The sequence below is a fragment of the Streptomyces sp. NPDC051105 genome (assembly GCF_040682795.1).
In the GTDB taxonomy this organism is placed as follows: domain Bacteria; phylum Actinomycetota; class Actinomycetes; order Streptomycetales; family Streptomycetaceae; genus Streptomyces.
This window is the reverse complement of the sequence record NZ_JBFBBR010000007.1, coordinates 111,490-128,790: the sequence shown is the minus strand read 5'-3', so window position 1 is coordinate 128,790 and position 17,301 is coordinate 111,490. Positions and strand designations below refer to the sequence as shown.

Sequence of the window (17,301 nt, the reverse complement as noted above, 5' to 3'; positions counted from 1 at the left end):
TGACCGCCGGCGCCGCGGGACGGCTCAGCAGGCGTCCCGCATCAGCTCGGCCAGGTCGTGGTCCAGGTCCAGCCGGAGGTGTTCGAGACCGGCGGCCACCAGGTCACCGGTCGCCTCCAGGAACCGGCGGATCTCGCCCGTGCGCACATGGACGACGGCGGTGCCCTCGGGGGCGTGGAACTCCAGCACGGTCCGGTCGTAGCCGTACGGCCGTACCCGGACGTCCCCCTCGCCCTCCGGGGCGTGCAGGCCGCCCGTGAGCAGTTCGCGGGCGAACGTCCAGCAGACGTCGACACCCTCCAGGGTGGCCGGGGCCGGGAAGGTCATACGGACGGCGAAGGGGTCCTCGCTGTCGTAGCGGAGACTGGCGGGAATACTCGGCATACGCGGCGACGCGGCGACCAGGCGGGCCTCCACGGGCTGCTCGATGACAGTGGACAAACCCTTGCTCCCTAGCGACGGCTGGACGAATTTCCGGGCGGACAAGTCCTGGCACTGGAAGAGACGACGGAAGCGGCCGATCCGTGCACACGAAGTGCGGGTGACCTCTGTCACCGGGCTCATTCACACCTGGGGCTTACCTGGCCCTTGCGACGGCAGGGCCCTCTGGACGGCGGCGGGACAGTGGGCTAACTTCCGGCGCCATGAGGCGCTTGGGGAGCACGCGGCGGGCAGGACGGACGGGACGTACGAGCCGGGCGGTGACGGTGGGGGTCGCGTGCGCGGCGGCGCTGGCCGCGTTGACCGCGGGTTCCGCGCACGCCTCGGCAACGGCACCGCACTGGGTGCTCAAGAACACCGGCACACCGGACGTGCGGTTCCGCGGCCTGACCGCCGTCGACCGCCACACCGCCTGGCTGGCCGGAACGGCCGGCACGGTGCTGCGCACCACCGACGGCGGGACGACCTGGCGGAACGTCTCTCCGCCGGGCGCGGGCGACCTCCAGTTCCGGGACGTCGAGGCGTTCGACGCGCGTCGCGCGGTGGTGCTGGCCATCGGCGAGGGCGAGGCGTCCCGCGTCTACCGCACCGAGGACGGCGGGGCGACCTGGACCGAGTCGTTCCGCAACTCCGACCCCGCCGCCTTCTACGACTGCATGACCTTCTTCGACCACCGCCACGGCCTCGCCGTGAGCGACCCGGTGGACGGGAAGTTCCGCATCCTGGCCACCGGCGACGGGGGCCGCTCCTGGCGGGTGCTGCCCAGCACCGGGATGGCGGCCGCCCTGGACGGCGAGGCCGGCTTCGCGGCCAGCGGCCAGTGCCTGGTCGCCTCCGGGCCGAAGGACGCCTGGCTGGCCACCGGAGGCGGCGCGCACGCGCGCGTGCTGCACTCCTCCGACCGCGGAGTGACCTGGACCGCCACCGACACGCCCGTCCCGGCCGGAGATCCGGCCAAGGGTGTCTTCGCCCTCGCCTTCCGCGACCGCACCCACGGCCTCGCGGTCGGCGGCGACTACCGCCCCGACCAGCCCTCCCCGCAGGCGGCCGCGGTCAGCCGCGACGGCGGCCGCACCTGGCAGTCCGCGACCACACCGCCGCCCGCCTACCGCTCCGGCGCGGCCTGGCTCCCGCACAGCCGCACCGCCGCCCTCGCCGTCGGCCCCACCGGCACCGACCTGACCACCGACGGCGGCCGCACCTGGCGGACCGTCGACACCGGCTCCTACGACACCGTCGACTGCACCCCCGACCTCACCTGCTGGGCGGCCGGTGAGCGGGGACGGGTGGCACGTCTGGAGCGCTGACCCGCGGGTACCCGGTGGCGAGCACATCCACGAAAGGAGCGGTGGCCATGCCACGTGGATCCAGCCCCAAGCGGGAACGTCAGTACGAGCACATCAAGGACAGCGCGCTCGACCGGGGCGAGAGCGAACAGCGCGCCGAGGAGATCGCCGCGCGGACCGTCAACAAGGAACGCGCCCGCTCCGGCGAGTCCAAAACCGCCAGCCGTACGTCCACCCAGGACATGTCCTCCGGCAGGCGCGGCGGCAAGCGCTCGCACAGCGGCGCCGCGGGCCCGACCTACGACCAGCTCTACCAGGAGGCCAAGCAGCGCGGCATCGAGGGCCGCTCGGACATGAACAAGGCACAACTGCAGCGCGCCCTGAACGCCAAGAAGAGCTGACCCGCCCGGCACGAGCGAGCCGGGCCGAGCGGGGCGGGATTCCGCTTCGCCCGACCCGGCGCCCGCGCGTGAGCGACGCCCCGCACCGACTCCTGCTTCGCCCGCCCCCCGCGTGCCGGCTCCTGTTCCGAGCCGTCGGCGTACGCCGGTGAGTGGGGCCGTGCGCCCGGGTTTCTGTGGGCATCCGGCGCGGCACGCGCGCGTGGCGGGGCGCGTGCCGGGTGCTCTCTCGAGTCGTCGCCGCACGCGCGCGTGGGGCGTCGTACGCTCGTGGCCACCATGACGACCGTACGTGTACCGGCGGGCTGGCCCGCCACCGAGGAAGCGGCCCTGGCCGTGCAGGACGAGTTGCGGGGGCGGGTGGTGCTCGACGAGCCGGGACCGGCGCCCGGCGTGGGCCATGTCACGGGGGTCGACGTGGCCTATGACGACGAGCGGGACCTGGTCGCCGCGGCGGCCGTCGTGCTGGACGCGGCCACCCTGGAGCCCGTGGCCGAGGCCACCGCCGTCGGCCAGGTCTCCTTCCCGTACGTCCCCGGCCTGCTCGCCTTCCGTGAGATCCCCACCGTACGGGCCGCCCTGGACGCCCTGCCCTGCCCGCCGGGCCTGGTCGTCTGCGACGGCTACGGCTTCGCCCACCCGCGCCGCTTCGGCCTCGCCAGCCACCTCGGCGTCCTCACCGGCCTGCCCACGATCGGCGTCGCCAAGAACCCCTTCGCCTTCGCGTACGACGCCCCGCACGCCCCGCGCGGCAGCGGAACACCGCTCCTCGCCGGCACCGAGGAGGTCGGCCGCGCGCTGCGTACCCGGGACGGCGTCAAGCCGGTCTTCGTCTCCGTCGGCCACCGGGTGAGCCTGGACAACGCCTGCGCCCACACGCTGGCGCTCACCCCGGAGTACCGCCTGCCGGAGACCACCCGCCGCGCGGACGCGCTGTGCCGCAGGGCACTGCGGGAGGCCCAGGCCTGAGTACCCGTACTGAGTACGAGTACGGATGTGGCCGCCCCGGTCCCGGCGGCAGGGTGACCCCCATGACGACACACCGCACCCCCAAGCCCGTCGCAGACCCCGCCCAGCCCGTCGAGCGCGCCGTCAACGCGGCACTCGTCCTCGCCGTGGTGGTGGGGTTCGCCTGGATCGTCGGGATGCTCTGCACCGTGGTGGCCTGGCAGTCCTGACCTAGGGCCGGTCGTTCGGATCATGCCGCAGACGCGGGGTCCGGCACGCACGGCTGCGGCGTGGTCGTCACTCGCCGATGCTCCGCACCGACTCCCTCCTCCGCCGTGCAGCCGCACGCACCAGACCCCGCTCACCGGCGCCGACCAGCCCCGCCACTGTCCTCCGACCTGATCCACACGACAGGCTCTAGCGGGTCGCGGCCACCCGGAAGCCGATCCCGGCCGCGCGCAGCCGCTCGGTCAGCGCGTCGCCCATCGCCTGCGCGGTGGTGACCTGTCCGGCCGTCGCCGGCAGGTCGTCGTAGGCCAGGGACAGCGCGGCCTCGGCGAACATCTTCGCCGTCTCGCCGTAGCCGGGATCGCCGCCCGAGACCTCCGTGAAGACCCGCCGTCCGCCGCCCTCTCCGACGAACCGGACCCTGAACCAGCTGCGGGCCCGCTTCTCCGCGCTCGGGCCTTCCCCGGGCCTGAGCCGGTCCGACAGCCAGCGCCGGGCGGGCGGCAGCTGGGCGGCCGCGGCGACGGCGCCGACGGCCGCGACCCCGCCGAGCGCCACCGGCAGCTGCTTGACGGCCGCGTAGTGCCGGTAGCGGAAGTCCGGGCCGTAGCGGTCCAGGGCCTTCGCCGAACGGCGCACGATCTGGGCGTCGATGGTGGGCAGCGGCAGCGCCCAGGCGCCGATCTCCGTGGCGAAGCGCGGCGGCCCGGCGGGCGCGGTCGCCCGGCGGCTCATCAGCCGGGGCTCGTGCCGGGCACGGTCCCGGGCGGCGGCGATCATCTGGCGGGGGCGCGCGAACTGGTCGAGGACGGAGGCGAAGGTGCCCCCGGAGAAGGTCGCGTCGGCGGTCACGAAGCCGTCCACGGTCAGCGGCACGCCCTCGGGCAGCTGGCGGACCGTGAAGTACGCGCCCAGGTCGTGCGGGACCGAGTCGAAGCCGCAGGCGTGCACCAGGCGGGCCCCGGTCTCCCGCGCGCGTGCGTCGTGCCGTACGTACGTCAGGTCCACGAACTCGGGCTCCCCGCACAAGTCCAGGTAGTCCGCCCCGGTGTCCGCGCAGGCCGCGACCAGCTCCTCGCCGTAACGGCCGTACGGACCGACCGTCGTGGCCACCACCCGCGCGTGCTCGGCGAGAGCGCGGATCGTGGCCGGCTCGGCGACGTCGGCGCGCAGCAGCCCGACCTCTGTGCCGGCCGGCAGCCGCTCTCGCAGCGCTTCCAGTTTCCGCTCGTCCCGGGCCGCGACCGCCCAGCGCAGGTCCTGGGGCGCGTGGGCGGCGAGGTAGTCGGCGGTGAGCTCGCCGACGAACCCGGTGGCCCCGAAGAGCACGATGTCGTAGGGACGGTCCGTCGTCTTCAGCCTGCTCATGACACCTTCCGGTCGTGCAACCCGCGCCGTTGTCGGTGGCTGAGGCTAGCGTGAGGAGTGCGGACGCACCCCCACCGGGTATCTTGACTAAGCGCTTGCTCGTCCACTCTTGTGCCCGGTGGAACGTGTTCCTAGCATCATCGGTGTTACATCAGTTATGTCAATGACTGGGGGCGGCATGACCACGGCAGGGACGCCAGGACACGGCCCGCTCTCCGGCGTGCGCGTGGTCGAGCTGGCCGGCATCGGACCGGGGCCGTTCGCCGCCATGCTCCTGGCCGACCTGGGCGCCGACGTGGTCCGCGTCGATCGGCCCGGCGGCCCCGGGCTCGCCATCGACCCCGCCTACGACGTCACCAACCGCAACAAGCGCTCGGTGCTGGTCGACCTGAAGGCCCCGGACGGACCGGCCCGCGTCCTCGACCTGGCCGAGCGCGCCGACGTCCTGATCGAGGGCAACCGGCCCGGAGTCGCCGAGCGGCTCGGCGTCGGCCCGCAAGAGTGCCACGCCCGCAACCCCCGCCTGGTCTACGGCCGGATGACCGGCTGGGGCCAGGAGGGGCCGCTGGCGCACCGCGCGGGCCACGACATCGCCTACATCGCCCTCACCGGCACCCTCGGCATGATCGGCCGCCCCGACGAACCCCCGGCGGTCCCCGCCAACCTGCTCGGCGACTACGCGGGCGGCTCCCTCTACCTCGTCGTCGGCGTCCTGGCCGCGCTGCACCACGCGCGCGAGACCGGCTCCGGCCAGGTCGTGGACGCCGCCATCGTGGACGGCACCGCGCACCTCGCCGCGATGATCCACGGCATGGTGGCCGCCGGCGGCTGGCAGGACCGGCGCGCCGCCAACCTGCTGGACGGCGGCTGCCCGTACTACGGCACCTACGAGACCGCCGACGGCGGACACATGGCGGTCGGCGCCCTGGAGCCGCAGTTCTACGCCGAGTTCCTCCGGCTGCTCGGCGGCCTGGACGACCTGGCCGACGCCCGTAAGGACTGGACCCGGTGGGGCGAGCTGCGCGAGCGCGTCGCCGCCCGCTTCAAGGCCCGCACCCGGGACGAGTGGACGGCCGTCTTCGAGGGCTCCGACGCCTGTGTGGCCCCCGTGCTCTCCCTGCGCGAGGCGCCGCACCACCCCCACCTGGCGGCCCGCGGCACCTTCACCGACCACGGCGGCATCACCCAGCCGGCCCCCGCCCCCCGCTTCTCCGTGACCCCGACGGCCGTGCGCACCGCCCCCGCCCGGCCGGGCGGGGACACCACCGAGGTGGCCCGGGACTGGGCCGTGCCCGCCCTGCTCGACGACGACAAGGACACCACCTGATGGAGCTCTCGACCTTCCTCGACTACGCGGGCGACCCGCGCGCCGCGGCGGACCAGGCGGCCGCGCTGGAGTCGGCGGGCCTCGACACGGTCTGGGTCGCGGAGGCCTACGGCTTCGACTCGCCCACCATCATGGGTTACCTGGCCGCCCGCACCGAGCGGATGAAGATCGGCTCCGCGATCCTCAACGTCTACTCCCGCACTCCCGCCCTCATCGCCCAGACGGCCGCGGGCCTCGACGCGATCTCCGGCGGCCGGGCGATCATCGGGCTCGGCGCCTCCGGCCCGCAGGTGGTCGAGGGCTGGCACGGCAAGGCCTACGACAAGCCCCTCGGCCGCACCCGCGAGACCATCGAGCTGACCCGGCGGATCCTGCGCCGCGAGACCATCGACCACCACGGCATCACCGACATGCCCCGCCCCGGCGGCCTCGGCAAGCCCCTGAAGATCCTCACCAGGCCGGTCCGCGCCGAGGTCCCGCTGTACGTGGCCTCCCTCGGCCCCGCCAACGTCCGGATGACCGCCGAGATCGCCGACGGATGGCTGCCCACCCTGTTCATCCCCGAGAAGGCACAGGACGTCTGGGGGACCCCGCTGGCGGAGGGCGCCGCGCGCCGTGACCCGGCCCTCGGACCGCTGGGGATCGTCGCCGGCGGCCTGCTCGCCATCGGCGAGGACGCGGCCGCCGCCCGCGACCTGGCCCGCCCCAGGATCGCCCTGTACGTCGGCGGCATGGGCGCACCGGGCAAGAACTTCTACAACGACCTCGCCGTCGCCTACGGCTACGAGAAGGAGGCCCGGCTCATCCAGGAGCTGTACCTCGCCGGCCGCCACCGGGACGCGGCGGCCGCCGTGCCGGACGAGTTCTGCGAGCTCATATCCCTGTGCGGCCCGGAGGGCTACGTCCGTGACCGCATCGCCGCCTTCCGCGAGGCGGGCGTGACCACCCTCGACGTCACCCCTGTCGGCCCGGACCCGGCCCGCCTGGTCGAGACCGTCAAGAACTGGCTCTGACCCCCTACCGCCCCCGAACCCTCGTTGAAAGGCTTGTCAGTGAGCACCGAAGCGTACGTGTACGACGCGATCCGCACCCCGCGCGGCCGCGGCAAGGCGAACGGCGCCCTGCACGGCACCAAGCCCATCGACCTCGTCGTGGGTCTCATCCACGAGATCCAGGGCCGTTTCCCGGGCCTGGACCCGGCCGCGATCGACGACATCGTGCTCGGCGTCGTCGGCCCGGTCGGCGACCAGGGCTCCGACATCGCGCGGATCGCCGCGATCGCCGCCGGCCTGCCCGACACGGTGGCCGGCGTGCAGGAGAACCGCTTCTGCGCCTCGGGCCTGGAAGCCGTGAACATGGCCGCAGCCAAGGTCCGTTCGGGCTTCGAGGACCTCGTCCTCGCGGGCGGCGTCGAGTCCATGTCCCGGGTGCCGATGGCCTCCGACGGCGGCGCCTGGTTCAACGACCCGATGACCAATCTGGCCACGAACTTCGTGCCGCAGGGCATCGGCGCCGACCTGATCGCCACCATCGAGGGCTTCTCCCGGCGGGACGTCGACGAGTACGCGGCCCTCTCCCAGGAGCGGGCGGCGACGGCCGTGAAGGAGGGCCGTTTCGAGCGTTCCGTGGTCCCCGTGAAGGACCGCGCGGGCCTGGTCGTCCTCGACCACGACGAGCACCTGCGCCCCGGCACCACCGCCGACTCCCTCGCCAAGCTCAAGCCCTCCTTCGCCGACATCGGCGAGCTGGGCGGCTTCGACGCGGTCGCCCTGCAGAAGTACCACTGGGTCGAGAGGATCGACCACGTCCACCACGCGGGCAACTCCTCCGGCATCGTCGACGGCGCCTCCCTGGTCGCCATCGGCTCGAAGGAGATCGGCGAGCGCTACGGCCTCACCCCGCGCGCGCGGATCATCGCGGCCGCCGTCTCCGGCTCCGAGCCGACCATCATGCTCACCGGCCCCGCCCCCGCCACCCGCAAGGCCCTCGCCAAGGCCGGCCTCACCATCGACGACATCGACCTGGTCGAGATCAACGAGGCGTTCGCGGCGGTCGTGCTGCGCTTCGTCAAGGACATGGGCCTGTCCCTGGACAAGGTCAACGTCAACGGCGGCGCCATCGCCCTCGGCCACCCGCTCGGCGCCACCGGCGCGATGATCCTCGGCTCGCTCGTCGACGAACTGGAGCGCCAGGACAAGCGCTACGGCCTCGCCACCCTGTGCGTGGGCGGCGGCATGGGCATCGCCACGATCGTCGAGCGCGTCTGAAAACCCCGGCGGAACCAAGAGACCTCACGGAGACCCTCACATGACCGAGAGCACCACCATCCGCTGGGAACAGGACGACACCGGCGTCGTCACCCTGGTCCTGGACGACCCCAACCAGTCCGCGAACACCATGAACGCGGCCTTCGTCGAGTCCCTCGCCGCGGTCGCCGACCGTCTGGAGGCCGAGCAGGACTCGATCCGGGGCATCGTCTTCACCTCCGCCAAGAAGACCTTCTTCGCCGGCGGCGACCTGCGCGACCTCATCCGGGTCACCCCCGAGACCGCTCAGGACCTCTTCGACGGCGGCCTCGCCGTCAAGCGCAACCTGCGCCGTATCGAGACCCTCGGCAAGCCCGTCGTCGCCGCCATCAACGGCGCCGCCCTGGGCGGCGGCTTCGAACTCGCCCTGGCCTGCCACCACCGCGTCGCCCTCGACACCCCCGGCACCAAGATCGGCTGCCCCGAGGTCACTCTCGGCCTGCTCCCGGGCGGCGGCGGAGTCGTCCGTACCGTGCGCCTGCTCGGCATCGCCGACGCGCTGCTGAAGGTCCTCCTCCAGGGCACCCAGTACAACGCCACGCGCGCGTTGCAGAACGGGCTCATCCACGAGGTGGCCGAGTCACCGGAGGACCTGCTGGCCAAGGCCCGCGCCTTCATCGACGCCAACCCCGAGTCCCGCCAGCCCTGGGACACGCCGGGCTACCGGATCCCCGGCGGCACGCCCGCCAACCCGAAGTTCGCGGCCAACCTGCCCGCCTTCCCGGCGACCCTGCGCAAGCAGACCAGCAACGCCCCCTACCCGGCGCCGCGCCGCATCCTCGCCGCCGCCGTCGAGGGCAGCCAGGTCGACTTCGACAACGCCCAGGTCATCGAGGCCCGCTACTTCGTGGAGCTGGCCGCCGGACAGATCTCGAAGAACATGATCCAGGCGTTCTTCTTCGACCTCCAGGCCGTCAACTCCGGCGCCAACCGCCCGAAGGCCATCGAGCCCCGCAAGGTCACCAAGGTCGCCGTCCTCGGCGCGGGCATGATGGGCGCCGGCATCGCCTACTCGTGCGCCCGCGCGGGCATCGACGTCGTCCTCAAGGACGTCTCCGCCGAGGCCGCCCAGAAGGGCAAGGGCTACTCCGAGAAGCTCTGCGCACAGGCCGTCGCCAAGGGCCGCACCAGCCAGGAGAAGGCCGACGCGCTGCTCGCGCGGATCACGCCCACCGGAGACCCCCAGGACCTGGCCGGCTGCGACGCGGTCATCGAGGCCGTCTTCGAGGACACCGCCCTCAAGCACAAGGTCTTCCAGGAGATCGAGTCCGTCGTCGCCCCCGACGCCCTGCTCTGCTCCAACACCTCCACGCTCCCCATCACCGCCCTCGCCGAGGGCGTGGAGCGCCAGGCCGACTTCATCGGCCTGCACTTCTTCTCGCCCGTCGACAAGATGCCGCTCGTCGAGATCATCAAGGGCGAGCGCACCGGCGACGAGGCCCTGGCCCGCGCCTTCGACCTGGTCCGGCAGATCAACAAGACGCCGATCGTCGTCAACGACTCGCGCGGCTTCTTCACCTCCCGGGTCATCGGCCACTTCATCAACGAGGGCGTCGCCATGGTCGGCGAGGGCATCGAGCCCGCCTCCGTCGAGCAGGCCGCGGCCCAGGCCGGCTACCCGGCCAAGGTGCTCTCCCTGATGGACGAGCTGACCCTGACCCTGCCGCAGAAGATCCGCCGCGAGTCGAAGCTGGCCGTCGAGGAGGCCGGCGGCACCTGGACCGCGCACCCCGCCGAGGCGGTCATCGACCGCATGGTCGACGAGTTCGGCCGCCCCGGCCGCAGCGGGGGAGCGGGCTTCTACGACTACGCCGAGGAGGGCAAGCGCGCCGCGCTCTGGCCCGGCCTGCGTGAGCACTTCACCAAACCCGGCCACGAGATCCCGTTCCGGGACATGCAGGAGCGCATGCTCTTCTCCGAGGCCCTCGACACCGTCCGCCTCGTGGAGGAGGGCGTCCTCACCTCGGTCGCCGACGCCAACATCGGCTCGCTCTTCGGCATCGGTTTCCCGGGCTGGACGGGTGGCGTCCTCCAGTACATCAACGGCTACGAGGGGGGCCTGCCCGGCTTCGTGGCACGCGCGCGTGAACTCGCCGAGACCTACGGCGAGCGGTTCAACCCGCCCGCGCTGCTGGTGGCGAAGGCGGAGAAGGGGGAGACCTTCACCGACGGCCGCTGACCGGCCCGTGCCGCTCGGCGACACACCACAGGCCGGACGCCCGGGTGGCGTCCGGCCTGGTCCCGGCCCTCAGGAGGACAGGTCCTCGTCCGAGCCGGCGAGCCACTGGTGCACCTCTTCCTTGAGCGAGCGCTGGAACGTCGTCAGGAGCGCCTGCACCACCAGCGGCTGCATATGCGCGGACAGGGACTTCACGTCCTGCTCGGTCCGCTCCGCCACCTCGGCCCGGAACAGTTGCGACAGCGCGTGGGCGGCCGCACGCGAGTGCTCGATCAGCACCGTGCGCGCGGCCAGGATCGCCTTCTCGGACAGCGGTACGTCCAGGAGCTGCACGGCGAGCCTGAGCAGCCCCGGGTCGACGCGGTAACCGTCCCCGTCGGGCCGTACGACATCCATCGCGACGAGCCGCTCGACATCTCCCTCGTCCAGCTGCCGCCCGGCCCGCCGCCGCAGCTCCCCGGCGGTCACCGTCTCCTCGGTGTCCGGGGCCCAGGAGGCCACCACGGCGCGGTGGATGGCCAGGTCGTGGTGGCTCAGCCCGGGCGGCAGCCGGTGCAGATAGCGTTCGATCGCCGCCAGCGTCATGCCCTGGTGCTGAAGCTCCTCGATGAGCGCCAGCCGGGCCAGGTGCCCGGGCCCGTAGTGCCCCACCCGGCGCGCACCGATCACGGGCGGCGGGAGCAGCCCCTTGGTGCCGTAGAACCGGACCGTGCGGACCGTGGTGCCGGCCCGGGCGGCCAGTTCGTCGATCGTGAGCGCCGGCTCCCCGGACTCGCTGTCGGTGTCGGTCGTCATGCGGAGCAGTATCGCTGTCACAGCGGCACTGTGACACCGGGGTGGGCGCGAGCCGCACGATCATCTGTTCAGCGGATCTTCACTCACATGTCATGATCGCCATCTTGTGAGAAGTTCCGCTCTGTGATGTGTGCCATCGCGTACGCCCAGGTTGCCGGGGGAAGGTGGCGCCTTGGTCTGTGCCCACCACCGAGCGCGCCGACCGAGTACGTCCGGACACCCGAGCGCGACCCGCTCGGGCGCACCAGAGAGTGGAACCACCTGTGAGCAAGAACGCCGTGGACACGGCACAGGCCGTCGCCACCCGGACCGACGCGGCCCAGACGCCCGCGGACGCGGGCGACGCCGGCTACAGCAAGGACCTCAAGGCCCGGCACGTCAACATGATCGCCATCGGCGGCGCGATCGGTACCGGCCTGTTCCTCGGCGCCGGCGGACGCCTCCACAACGCGGGCCCCGCGCTCGCCCTCGCCTACCTGGTCTGCGGAATCTTCGCCTTCTTCGTCGTCCGCGCCCTCGGCGAGCTGGTCCTGTACCGCCCGTCGTCCGGATCCTTCGTGTCGTACGCGCGTGAGTTCCTCGGCGAGAAGGGCGCGTACGTCGCCGGCTGGATGTACTTCCTGAACTGGTCGACGACCGGCATCGCCGACATCACCGCGATCGCGCTCTACACGCACTACTGGAGCATGTTCACCAGCATCCCGCAGTGGACGCTCGCGCTGATCGCCCTGGCCGTGGTCCTGGCGGTGAACCTCATCTCGGTGAAGATCTTCGGTGAGATGGAGTTCTGGTTCGCGATCATCAAGGTCGCGACCCTGGTCGGCTTCATGCTGATCGGCATCTTCCTGCTGGCCACCCAGCACAAGGTCGACGGCCGGACCCCGGGCCTGAGCGTCATCGGCGACCACGGCGGTGTCTTCCCGCACGGCCTGATGCCGGTCGTCCTGGTCATGCAGGGCGTGATCTTCGCGTACGCGGCCCTGGAGCTGGTCGGCGTGGCGGCGGGCGAGACCGCCGAGCCGGAGAAGGTCGTCCCGCGCGCGGTGAACTCGATCATGTGGCGCGTCGGCATCTTCTACGTCGGCTCGGTCGTCCTGCTGGCGCTGCTCCTGCCCGGCTCGGTGTACTCGGCCGACCAGAGCCCCTTCGTGACGGTCCTCTCGAAGATCGGCGTCTCGGGCGCCGGTGACGTGATGAACCTGGTGGTCCTCACCGCGGCGATGTCCTCCCTCAACTCCGGCCTCTACTCGACGGGCCGCATCCTCCGCTCCATGGCGGTGGCCGGCTCGGCCCCGAAGTTCACGGCCCGCATGAACCGCAGCCAGGTCCCCTACGGCGGCATCCTGCTGACCTGCGCGGTCTGCGTGCTCGGCGTCGGCCTGAACTACCTGATGCCCAGCCAGGCCTTCGAGATCGTGCTGAACGTCGCCTCCCTCGGCATCATCAGCACCTGGGTGATCATCATGCTCTGTCACCTGATCTTCGTCCGCCGCGCGAAGGCGGGTCTGGTCGACCGTCCCTCGTTCCGTCTGCGCTTCAGCCCGTTCACCGAGATCGCCACGATCGCCTTCCTGCTGGTCTGCCTCGGCATGATGTGGAAGGACCCGGAGGTGGGCCGCAAGACCCTCCTCCTCATCCCGCTCATCGCCGCCCTGCTGGTGGCGGGCTGGTTCGGGGTCCGGCGCCGAGTCTCCCAGACCGCCGAAAAGGAGCTGTCCCAGCTCACGAAGTAGCAGGTCGGCGCCATTGTCAGTGGCATCGCCTACGGTGGCGTCATGTCGGAGATCACTTACATCCGGGGTGACGCCACCGCGCCGTCGGGCAAGGGCGTCAAGGTGATCGCCCACGTCTGCAACGACCTGGGGGGTTGGGGGAAGGGCTTCGTCCTGGCGCTCTCGCGCCGCTGGCCGGAGCCGGAGAAGGCGTACCGGGCCTGGCACCGCGACCGGGCCGCCAATGACTTCGGTCTGGGTGCGGTGCAGCTGGTGCGCGTCGAGCGGTACGTCTGGGTGGCCAACATGATCGGCCAGCGGGGGACGAAGACGGGCAGCAAGGGCGCGCCGGTCCGGTACGAAGCGATAGACACGGCGCTGGGCAGACTGGCTGACGAGGCAATCGAACTCGGCGCGTCCGTCCACATGCCCCGCATAGGCTGCGGCCTGGCGGGCGGCAAGTGGTCCCGCGTCGAGCCACTGATAAAGGAGCGGCTGGTGGCCCGAAAAATCCCGGTCACCGTGTACGACTTCGGAGAGGAAGCGTCCCTCTAGCTTTCTGGAGACGCCGCGAGCAGGCGCCCCGCCAGGGGCGCGGGGAACTGCGCGACCAGCCACGACCGGCCCGCAGCCCCCCACTCACCGCACCCGGCACATGCTCAGTGCACGTCGTTCGTGGCCTCGATCCGCTTCCACGACTTCGGCTGGACCGGAGCCACCGCGGCCCTGAACGCAGGCGCCGCCGGCTTCGTCGGCTGGAACAGCCACGCATCGAACAACCCCAACAGCGACTTCCCCGACACCTTCTCCGCGTACTCCTCGAAGTCACCCACCGACGCGTTCCCGTACGCGTGCTCCTTCGGCCAGCCCTTCAGGATCGTGAAGAACGCGTCGTCACCGACCGCGTTGCGCAGCGCCTGCACGGCCAGCGCCCCACGGTCGTAGACGGCGATGTCGAACTGGTCGTCCGGGCCGGGATCGCCAGGCTTGACCGTCCAGAACGCGTCGTCGGCCGGATGCGACGCGTACACGTAGTCGGCGAGTTCCTGCGTCGTGCCCTCGCCCTCGTGCTCCGACCACAGCCACTGCGCGTAGCGGGCGAAGCCCTCGTTGAGCCAGATGTCCTTCCAGCCCTTGAGGGAGACGTCGTCGCCGTACCACTGGTGCGCCAGTTCGTGCACCACCACGGAGGTGTTGGAGCCGTTCGCGAACTGCCTGGGGCTGTAGTACACGCGGGTCTGCGTCTCCAGCGCGTACCCGGTCGTCGTGTTCGGCACATACCCGCCGGCCGAGCTGAAGGGGTACGGCCCGAAGTAGCCGGAGAGCCAGTCGACGAGCTCCCCGGTGCGCTCCACGCTCGCCCGCGCCGCCCCGTCGTTGTCGCCGAGGTCCTTGCTGTAGGCGTTGACGACCGGAACGCCGCCCTCGGAGGTGCTCGTCGTGATGTCGAACTTTCCGACGGCCAGAGTGGTCAGGTAGGTCGCCTGCGGCTTGTTCTGCCGCCAGTTGTAGCGGGTCCAGCCGAGCTTCGAACTCGTCGACTGGAGCAGGCCGTTGGAGATGACCTGGGTGCCGTCGGGAACGGCCACCGACACGTCGTAGGTCGCCTTGTCCAGCGGGTGGTCGTTGCTCGGGTACCACCACCAGGCGGCCTCGGGCTCGTCCGCCGCGACCGCCCCGTCGGGCGTGCGGTGCCAGGTGCTGAAGCCGTACGCGCTCTTCGTCGACGGAACCCCGCTGTAGCGGACGACGACGGTGACCTGTGTGCCCTTCGCCAGCGGCGACTTCGGGGTGACGACCAGCTCGTGCTGACCGGACGTGGTGAAGTCCGCCTTCGCCCCGTTGACCCGCACCTCGCTCACGTCGAGGAGGAAGTCCAGGTCGAAGCTGGACAGGTCCTGCGTGGTGCGCGCCAGGATCGTCGCCGTACCGGCCAGCTCGTCGGTGGCCGGCTGGTACTGCAGGCGCAGGTCGTAGTGGGAGACGTCGTAACCGCCGTTGCCGTAGTACGGGTAGTAGGGGTCGCCGATGCCCGGTGCGCCGGGGCTGTAGCTCGCGGCCGATGCCGGGATCGCCAGCAGCAGGGAGGCCGCCGCGAGGGCGCCCGGCGCGAGGATTCTGCGGTGCACGAGAACTCCAGGTCGGTAGGGGGCCGAGGCGCGCCCGCCACACCGGGACGGGAACGCCAAGTCGATGGAGCGCGAAAACTCTTCGGAGCCTATTGAGTCCCTGTGACCCCTGGCCTGTCCACGGCCCCTGCTGTCACACGATCGCCATTCGGCCGCAATCAGTTCTGCCGTCCCTCAGGTGCCCTCTTCTGTACAGGAGTTGCCCGGGGTAGCGTCCGCCGCATGCCGAAACGCACGCGCTTCACGATCTGGAGACCGTTCGTCCTCGCGGCCGTCGCAGCCCTGACGGCCGCCTTCCTCAGTCCGGTCGCGGCCCAGGCGGCCGGAGCGGCCCCGCGGGAGAGCCGGCCGGTCTACTCCTACGCCGACGCCATCCGCGAGGCCGTCTGGGTGGACACCGGCCTCGATTCCGACGGCGACGGGAAGACCGACCGCGTCGCCGCCGACATCGTCCGGCCCGCCGAACCCGCCGCGCAGGGCCGCAAGGTGCCGGTCATCATGGACGCCAGCCCGTACTACTCCTGCTGCGGACGCGGCAACGAGAGCCAGCTCAAGACGTACGACGCCGCCGGGAACGTCGTCCAGATGCCGCTGTTCTACGACAACTTCTTCGTGCCCCGCGGCTACGCAGTCGTCGGCGTCGACCTGGCCGGTACCAACCGTTCCGACGGGTGTGTCGACGTCGGCGGCCGCTCGGACATCCAGTCCGCGAAGGCCGTCGTCGACTGGCTGAACGGCCGCGCCAAGGCCTACAGCAGCCGCACCGGCACCACCACGGTCAAGGCGAGCTGGACCAACGGGAAGACCGGCATGATCGGCAAGAGCTGGGACGGCACCATCGCCAACGGCGTCGCCGCCACCGGCGTCAAGGGCCTCAAGACGATCGTCCCGATCAGCGCCATCTCCTCCTGGTACGACTACTACTTCGCCCAGGGCGCCCCGCTGTACGACTCCGGCCCGGACTGGCTGGCCGGTGCGGTGGAGAGCGACGCGGCCTACGCCCAGTGCGGTGCCGTCCAGCAGAAGCTCGTCGACGGCGCGCCACGCACCGGCGACTGGACCGGCCTGTGGACCGAGCGGGACTACGTCGAAAACGCCTCCAAGGTGAAGGCGAGCGTCTTCCTCGTGCACGGCATGCAGGACCTCAACGTCCGCACCAAGCACTTCGGCCAGTGGTGGGACGCGCTCGCCAAGAACGGCGTCGAGCGCAAGATCTGGCTCTCCCAGACCGGCCATGTCGACCCCTTCGACTACCGGCGCGGCGCCTGGGTCGACACCCTGCACCGCTGGTTCGACCATGAACTCCTCGGCTACGACAACGGCATCGACCGCGAGCCGATGGCCGACGTCGAACGCCACCCCGACCAGTGGGTGACCTCCGCCGTCTGGCCGCCGCGCGGCACCGCGGCCACCACCCTGCGCCCGGCCCCCGGTACCCAGGCGGGTGTGGGCACCCTCGGTCTGAGCCGGAGTTCCGGCACCGAGACGTTCACCGACGACCCGAAGCAGAGCGAGACCGACTGGGCCGCCCAGATCGCCACCCCGACCCCGGACAAGGCCGGCTTCCTCACCGCGCCGCTCACGCACGACCTGCGGCTGTCCGGCTCCTCCAAGGTGACGGTCACCGCCACCCCGACCACCTCGACGGCCCACCTGACCGCCGTCCTGGTCGACCTCGGCCCGGACACCATCCGGGACTACGCCGACGCCGCCGAGGGCATCACCACCCTCACCGACCGCACCTGCTGGGGCGAGAGCACGGCCGGCGACAGCGCCTGCTTCCTGAAGACCGCGGCGAAGACCAAGGCCGTCGACTACACGGTCTTCAGCCGCGGCTGGGCCGACCTCGGCACCTATGCCGACCCCGGCAAGGGCGTCCCGCTCACCCCGGGCAAGAAGTACACGATCACCCTCGACCTGGCGGCCACCGACCACGTCGTACCCAAGGGGCACCGGCTGGCGCTGATCGTCGCGGGCACGGACAAGGACCTCATCGATCCGCCGTCCAGCACCCCGACGCTCACCCTGGACCTGTCCCGCACCGCGGCCAGGGTCCCGCTCGTCGGCGGAGCGGCCGCGTTCGCCCGCGCGACCTCCGCGCGCTGGACCGCTCCCGAAGCGGGCGCCCTGACCGGAGTGCGCGTCCCGCACACGGCGCTGCGCGTCCCGGTGGGCTGACCG

General features: G+C 71.7%; 15 protein-coding genes. 11 read left to right on the top strand and 4 right to left on the bottom strand.

Annotation, left to right across the window (positions count from 1 at the left end; genetic code table 11):
- Positions 1–24: 24 nt before the first annotated feature.
- Positions 25–441, bottom strand: a complete 417-nt coding sequence (locus AB0N16_RS19225; RefSeq protein ID WP_365798133.1) for an SsgA family sporulation/cell division regulator — start codon at positions 439–441, stop codon at positions 25–27.
- Between the two features lie 203 nt (positions 442–644).
- On the opposite strand from AB0N16_RS19225, the gene AB0N16_RS19220 reads away from it, so the two are divergent.
- The 4 genes from AB0N16_RS19220 to AB0N16_RS19205 all read left to right on the top strand — a co-directional run bounded on the left by AB0N16_RS19220 (position 645) and on the right by AB0N16_RS19205 (position 3,306).
- Complete coding sequence (locus AB0N16_RS19220) at positions 645–1,748, top strand: oxidoreductase (RefSeq protein WP_365798131.1); 1,104 nt, start codon at positions 645–647, stop codon at positions 1,746–1,748.
- A gap of 47 nt (positions 1,749–1,795) precedes the next feature.
- Positions 1,796–2,128 (top strand): plasmid stabilization protein, encoded by a 333-nt coding sequence (locus tag AB0N16_RS19215; protein ID WP_365798129.1) that lies wholly within the window; start codon positions 1,796–1,798, stop codon positions 2,126–2,128.
- Between the two features lie 279 nt (positions 2,129–2,407).
- Entirely contained in the window at positions 2,408–3,097 is a 690-nt protein-coding gene (locus tag AB0N16_RS19210) for an endonuclease V (RefSeq protein ID WP_365798128.1), read from the top strand.
- Positions 3,098–3,159: 62 nt separating this feature from the next.
- On the top strand, positions 3,160–3,306 hold the full coding sequence (locus tag AB0N16_RS19205) for a hypothetical protein (RefSeq protein ID WP_365798126.1): 147 nt from the start codon (positions 3,160–3,162) through the stop codon (positions 3,304–3,306).
- Between the two features lie 187 nt (positions 3,307–3,493).
- Here AB0N16_RS19205 and AB0N16_RS19200 read toward each other — a convergent pair whose 3' ends face one another.
- The gene (locus AB0N16_RS19200) at positions 3,494–4,672 is read right to left on the bottom strand and encodes a saccharopine dehydrogenase NADP-binding domain-containing protein (RefSeq protein ID WP_365798124.1); all 1,179 of its coding nucleotides are present in this window, start codon (positions 4,670–4,672) and stop codon (positions 3,494–3,496) included.
- A gap of 178 nt (positions 4,673–4,850) precedes the next feature.
- Between AB0N16_RS19200 and AB0N16_RS19195 the strand changes: the two genes are divergently transcribed.
- From AB0N16_RS19195 to AB0N16_RS19180, 4 genes are read left to right on the top strand one after another with little or no spacing between them, the layout of a single operon-like run.
- A complete protein-coding gene (locus AB0N16_RS19195; RefSeq protein ID WP_365798122.1) occupies positions 4,851–5,999 on the top strand; it encodes a CaiB/BaiF CoA-transferase family protein in 1,149 nt (382 codons plus the stop codon).
- Complete coding sequence (locus AB0N16_RS19190; protein WP_365798120.1) at positions 5,999–7,012, top strand: LLM class F420-dependent oxidoreductase; 1,014 nt, start codon at positions 5,999–6,001, stop codon at positions 7,010–7,012. The genes AB0N16_RS19195 and AB0N16_RS19190 overlap by 1 nt, the downstream gene beginning before the upstream one ends.
- Before the next feature lie 39 nt (positions 7,013–7,051).
- On the top strand, positions 7,052–8,266 hold the full coding sequence (locus AB0N16_RS19185; RefSeq protein ID WP_365798118.1) for an acetyl-CoA C-acetyltransferase: 1,215 nt from the start codon (positions 7,052–7,054) through the stop codon (positions 8,264–8,266).
- A 40-nt stretch (positions 8,267–8,306) separates the two neighbouring features.
- Positions 8,307–10,484: a 3-hydroxyacyl-CoA dehydrogenase NAD-binding domain-containing protein gene (locus AB0N16_RS19180; RefSeq protein WP_365798116.1), complete on the top strand. Its 2,178-nt coding sequence runs from the start codon at positions 8,307–8,309 to the stop codon at positions 10,482–10,484.
- Positions 10,485–10,553: 69 nt separating this feature from the next.
- Here the strand turns inward: AB0N16_RS19180 and AB0N16_RS19175 are convergent, their stop codons facing one another.
- Positions 10,554–11,279, bottom strand: coding sequence for a MerR family transcriptional regulator (locus tag AB0N16_RS19175; RefSeq protein ID WP_365798114.1), 726 nt, complete (start codon positions 11,277–11,279; stop codon positions 10,554–10,556).
- 263 nt (positions 11,280–11,542) lie between these two features.
- Here AB0N16_RS19175 and AB0N16_RS19170 point away from each other — a divergent pair, with 263 nt between their 5' ends.
- Positions 11,543–13,012: an amino acid permease gene (locus tag AB0N16_RS19170; RefSeq protein WP_365798112.1), complete on the top strand. Its 1,470-nt coding sequence runs from the start codon at positions 11,543–11,545 to the stop codon at positions 13,010–13,012.
- 42 nt (positions 13,013–13,054) lie between these two features.
- A complete protein-coding gene (locus AB0N16_RS19165) occupies positions 13,055–13,546 on the top strand; it encodes a macro domain-containing protein (RefSeq protein ID WP_365798110.1) in 492 nt (163 codons plus the stop codon).
- Between the two features lie 104 nt (positions 13,547–13,650).
- On the opposite strand, the gene AB0N16_RS19160 is transcribed toward AB0N16_RS19165, so the two are convergent.
- Entirely contained in the window at positions 13,651–15,120 is a 1,470-nt protein-coding gene (locus AB0N16_RS19160; protein ID WP_365798108.1) for a M1 family metallopeptidase, read from the bottom strand.
- A 222-nt stretch (positions 15,121–15,342) separates the two neighbouring features.
- Here AB0N16_RS19160 and AB0N16_RS19155 point away from each other — a divergent pair, with 222 nt between their 5' ends.
- Positions 15,343–17,298, top strand: a complete 1,956-nt coding sequence (locus AB0N16_RS19155; RefSeq protein ID WP_365798106.1) for a Xaa-Pro dipeptidyl-peptidase — start codon at positions 15,343–15,345, stop codon at positions 17,296–17,298.
- The last annotated feature ends 3 nt before the right edge of the window (positions 17,299–17,301 follow it).

Bases quoted from the DNA above. Each gene is read 5' to 3' on its own strand.
- AB0N16_RS19220 (WP_365798131.1), top strand. From the start codon at position 645: ATGAGGCGCTTGGGGAGCACGCGGCGGGCAGGACGGACGGGACGTACG.
- AB0N16_RS19215 (WP_365798129.1), top strand. From the start codon at position 1,796: ATGCCACGTGGATCCAGCCCCAAGCGGGAACGTCAGTACGAGCACATC.
- AB0N16_RS19210 (WP_365798128.1), top strand. From the start codon at position 2,408: ATGACGACCGTACGTGTACCGGCGGGCTGGCCCGCCACCGAGGAAGCG.
- AB0N16_RS19205 (WP_365798126.1), top strand. From the start codon at position 3,160: ATGACGACACACCGCACCCCCAAGCCCGTCGCAGACCCCGCCCAGCCC.
- AB0N16_RS19200 (WP_365798124.1), bottom strand. From the start codon at position 4,672: ATGAGCAGGCTGAAGACGACGGACCGTCCCTACGACATCGTGCTCTTC.
- AB0N16_RS19195 (WP_365798122.1), top strand. From the start codon at position 4,851: ATGACCACGGCAGGGACGCCAGGACACGGCCCGCTCTCCGGCGTGCGC.
- AB0N16_RS19190 (WP_365798120.1), top strand. From the start codon at position 5,999: ATGGAGCTCTCGACCTTCCTCGACTACGCGGGCGACCCGCGCGCCGCG.
- AB0N16_RS19180 (WP_365798116.1), top strand. From the start codon at position 8,307: ATGACCGAGAGCACCACCATCCGCTGGGAACAGGACGACACCGGCGTC.
- AB0N16_RS19175 (WP_365798114.1), bottom strand. From the start codon at position 11,279: ATGACGACCGACACCGACAGCGAGTCCGGGGAGCCGGCGCTCACGATC.
- AB0N16_RS19165 (WP_365798110.1), top strand. From the start codon at position 13,055: ATGTCGGAGATCACTTACATCCGGGGTGACGCCACCGCGCCGTCGGGC.
- AB0N16_RS19155 (WP_365798106.1), top strand. From the start codon at position 15,343: ATGCCGAAACGCACGCGCTTCACGATCTGGAGACCGTTCGTCCTCGCG.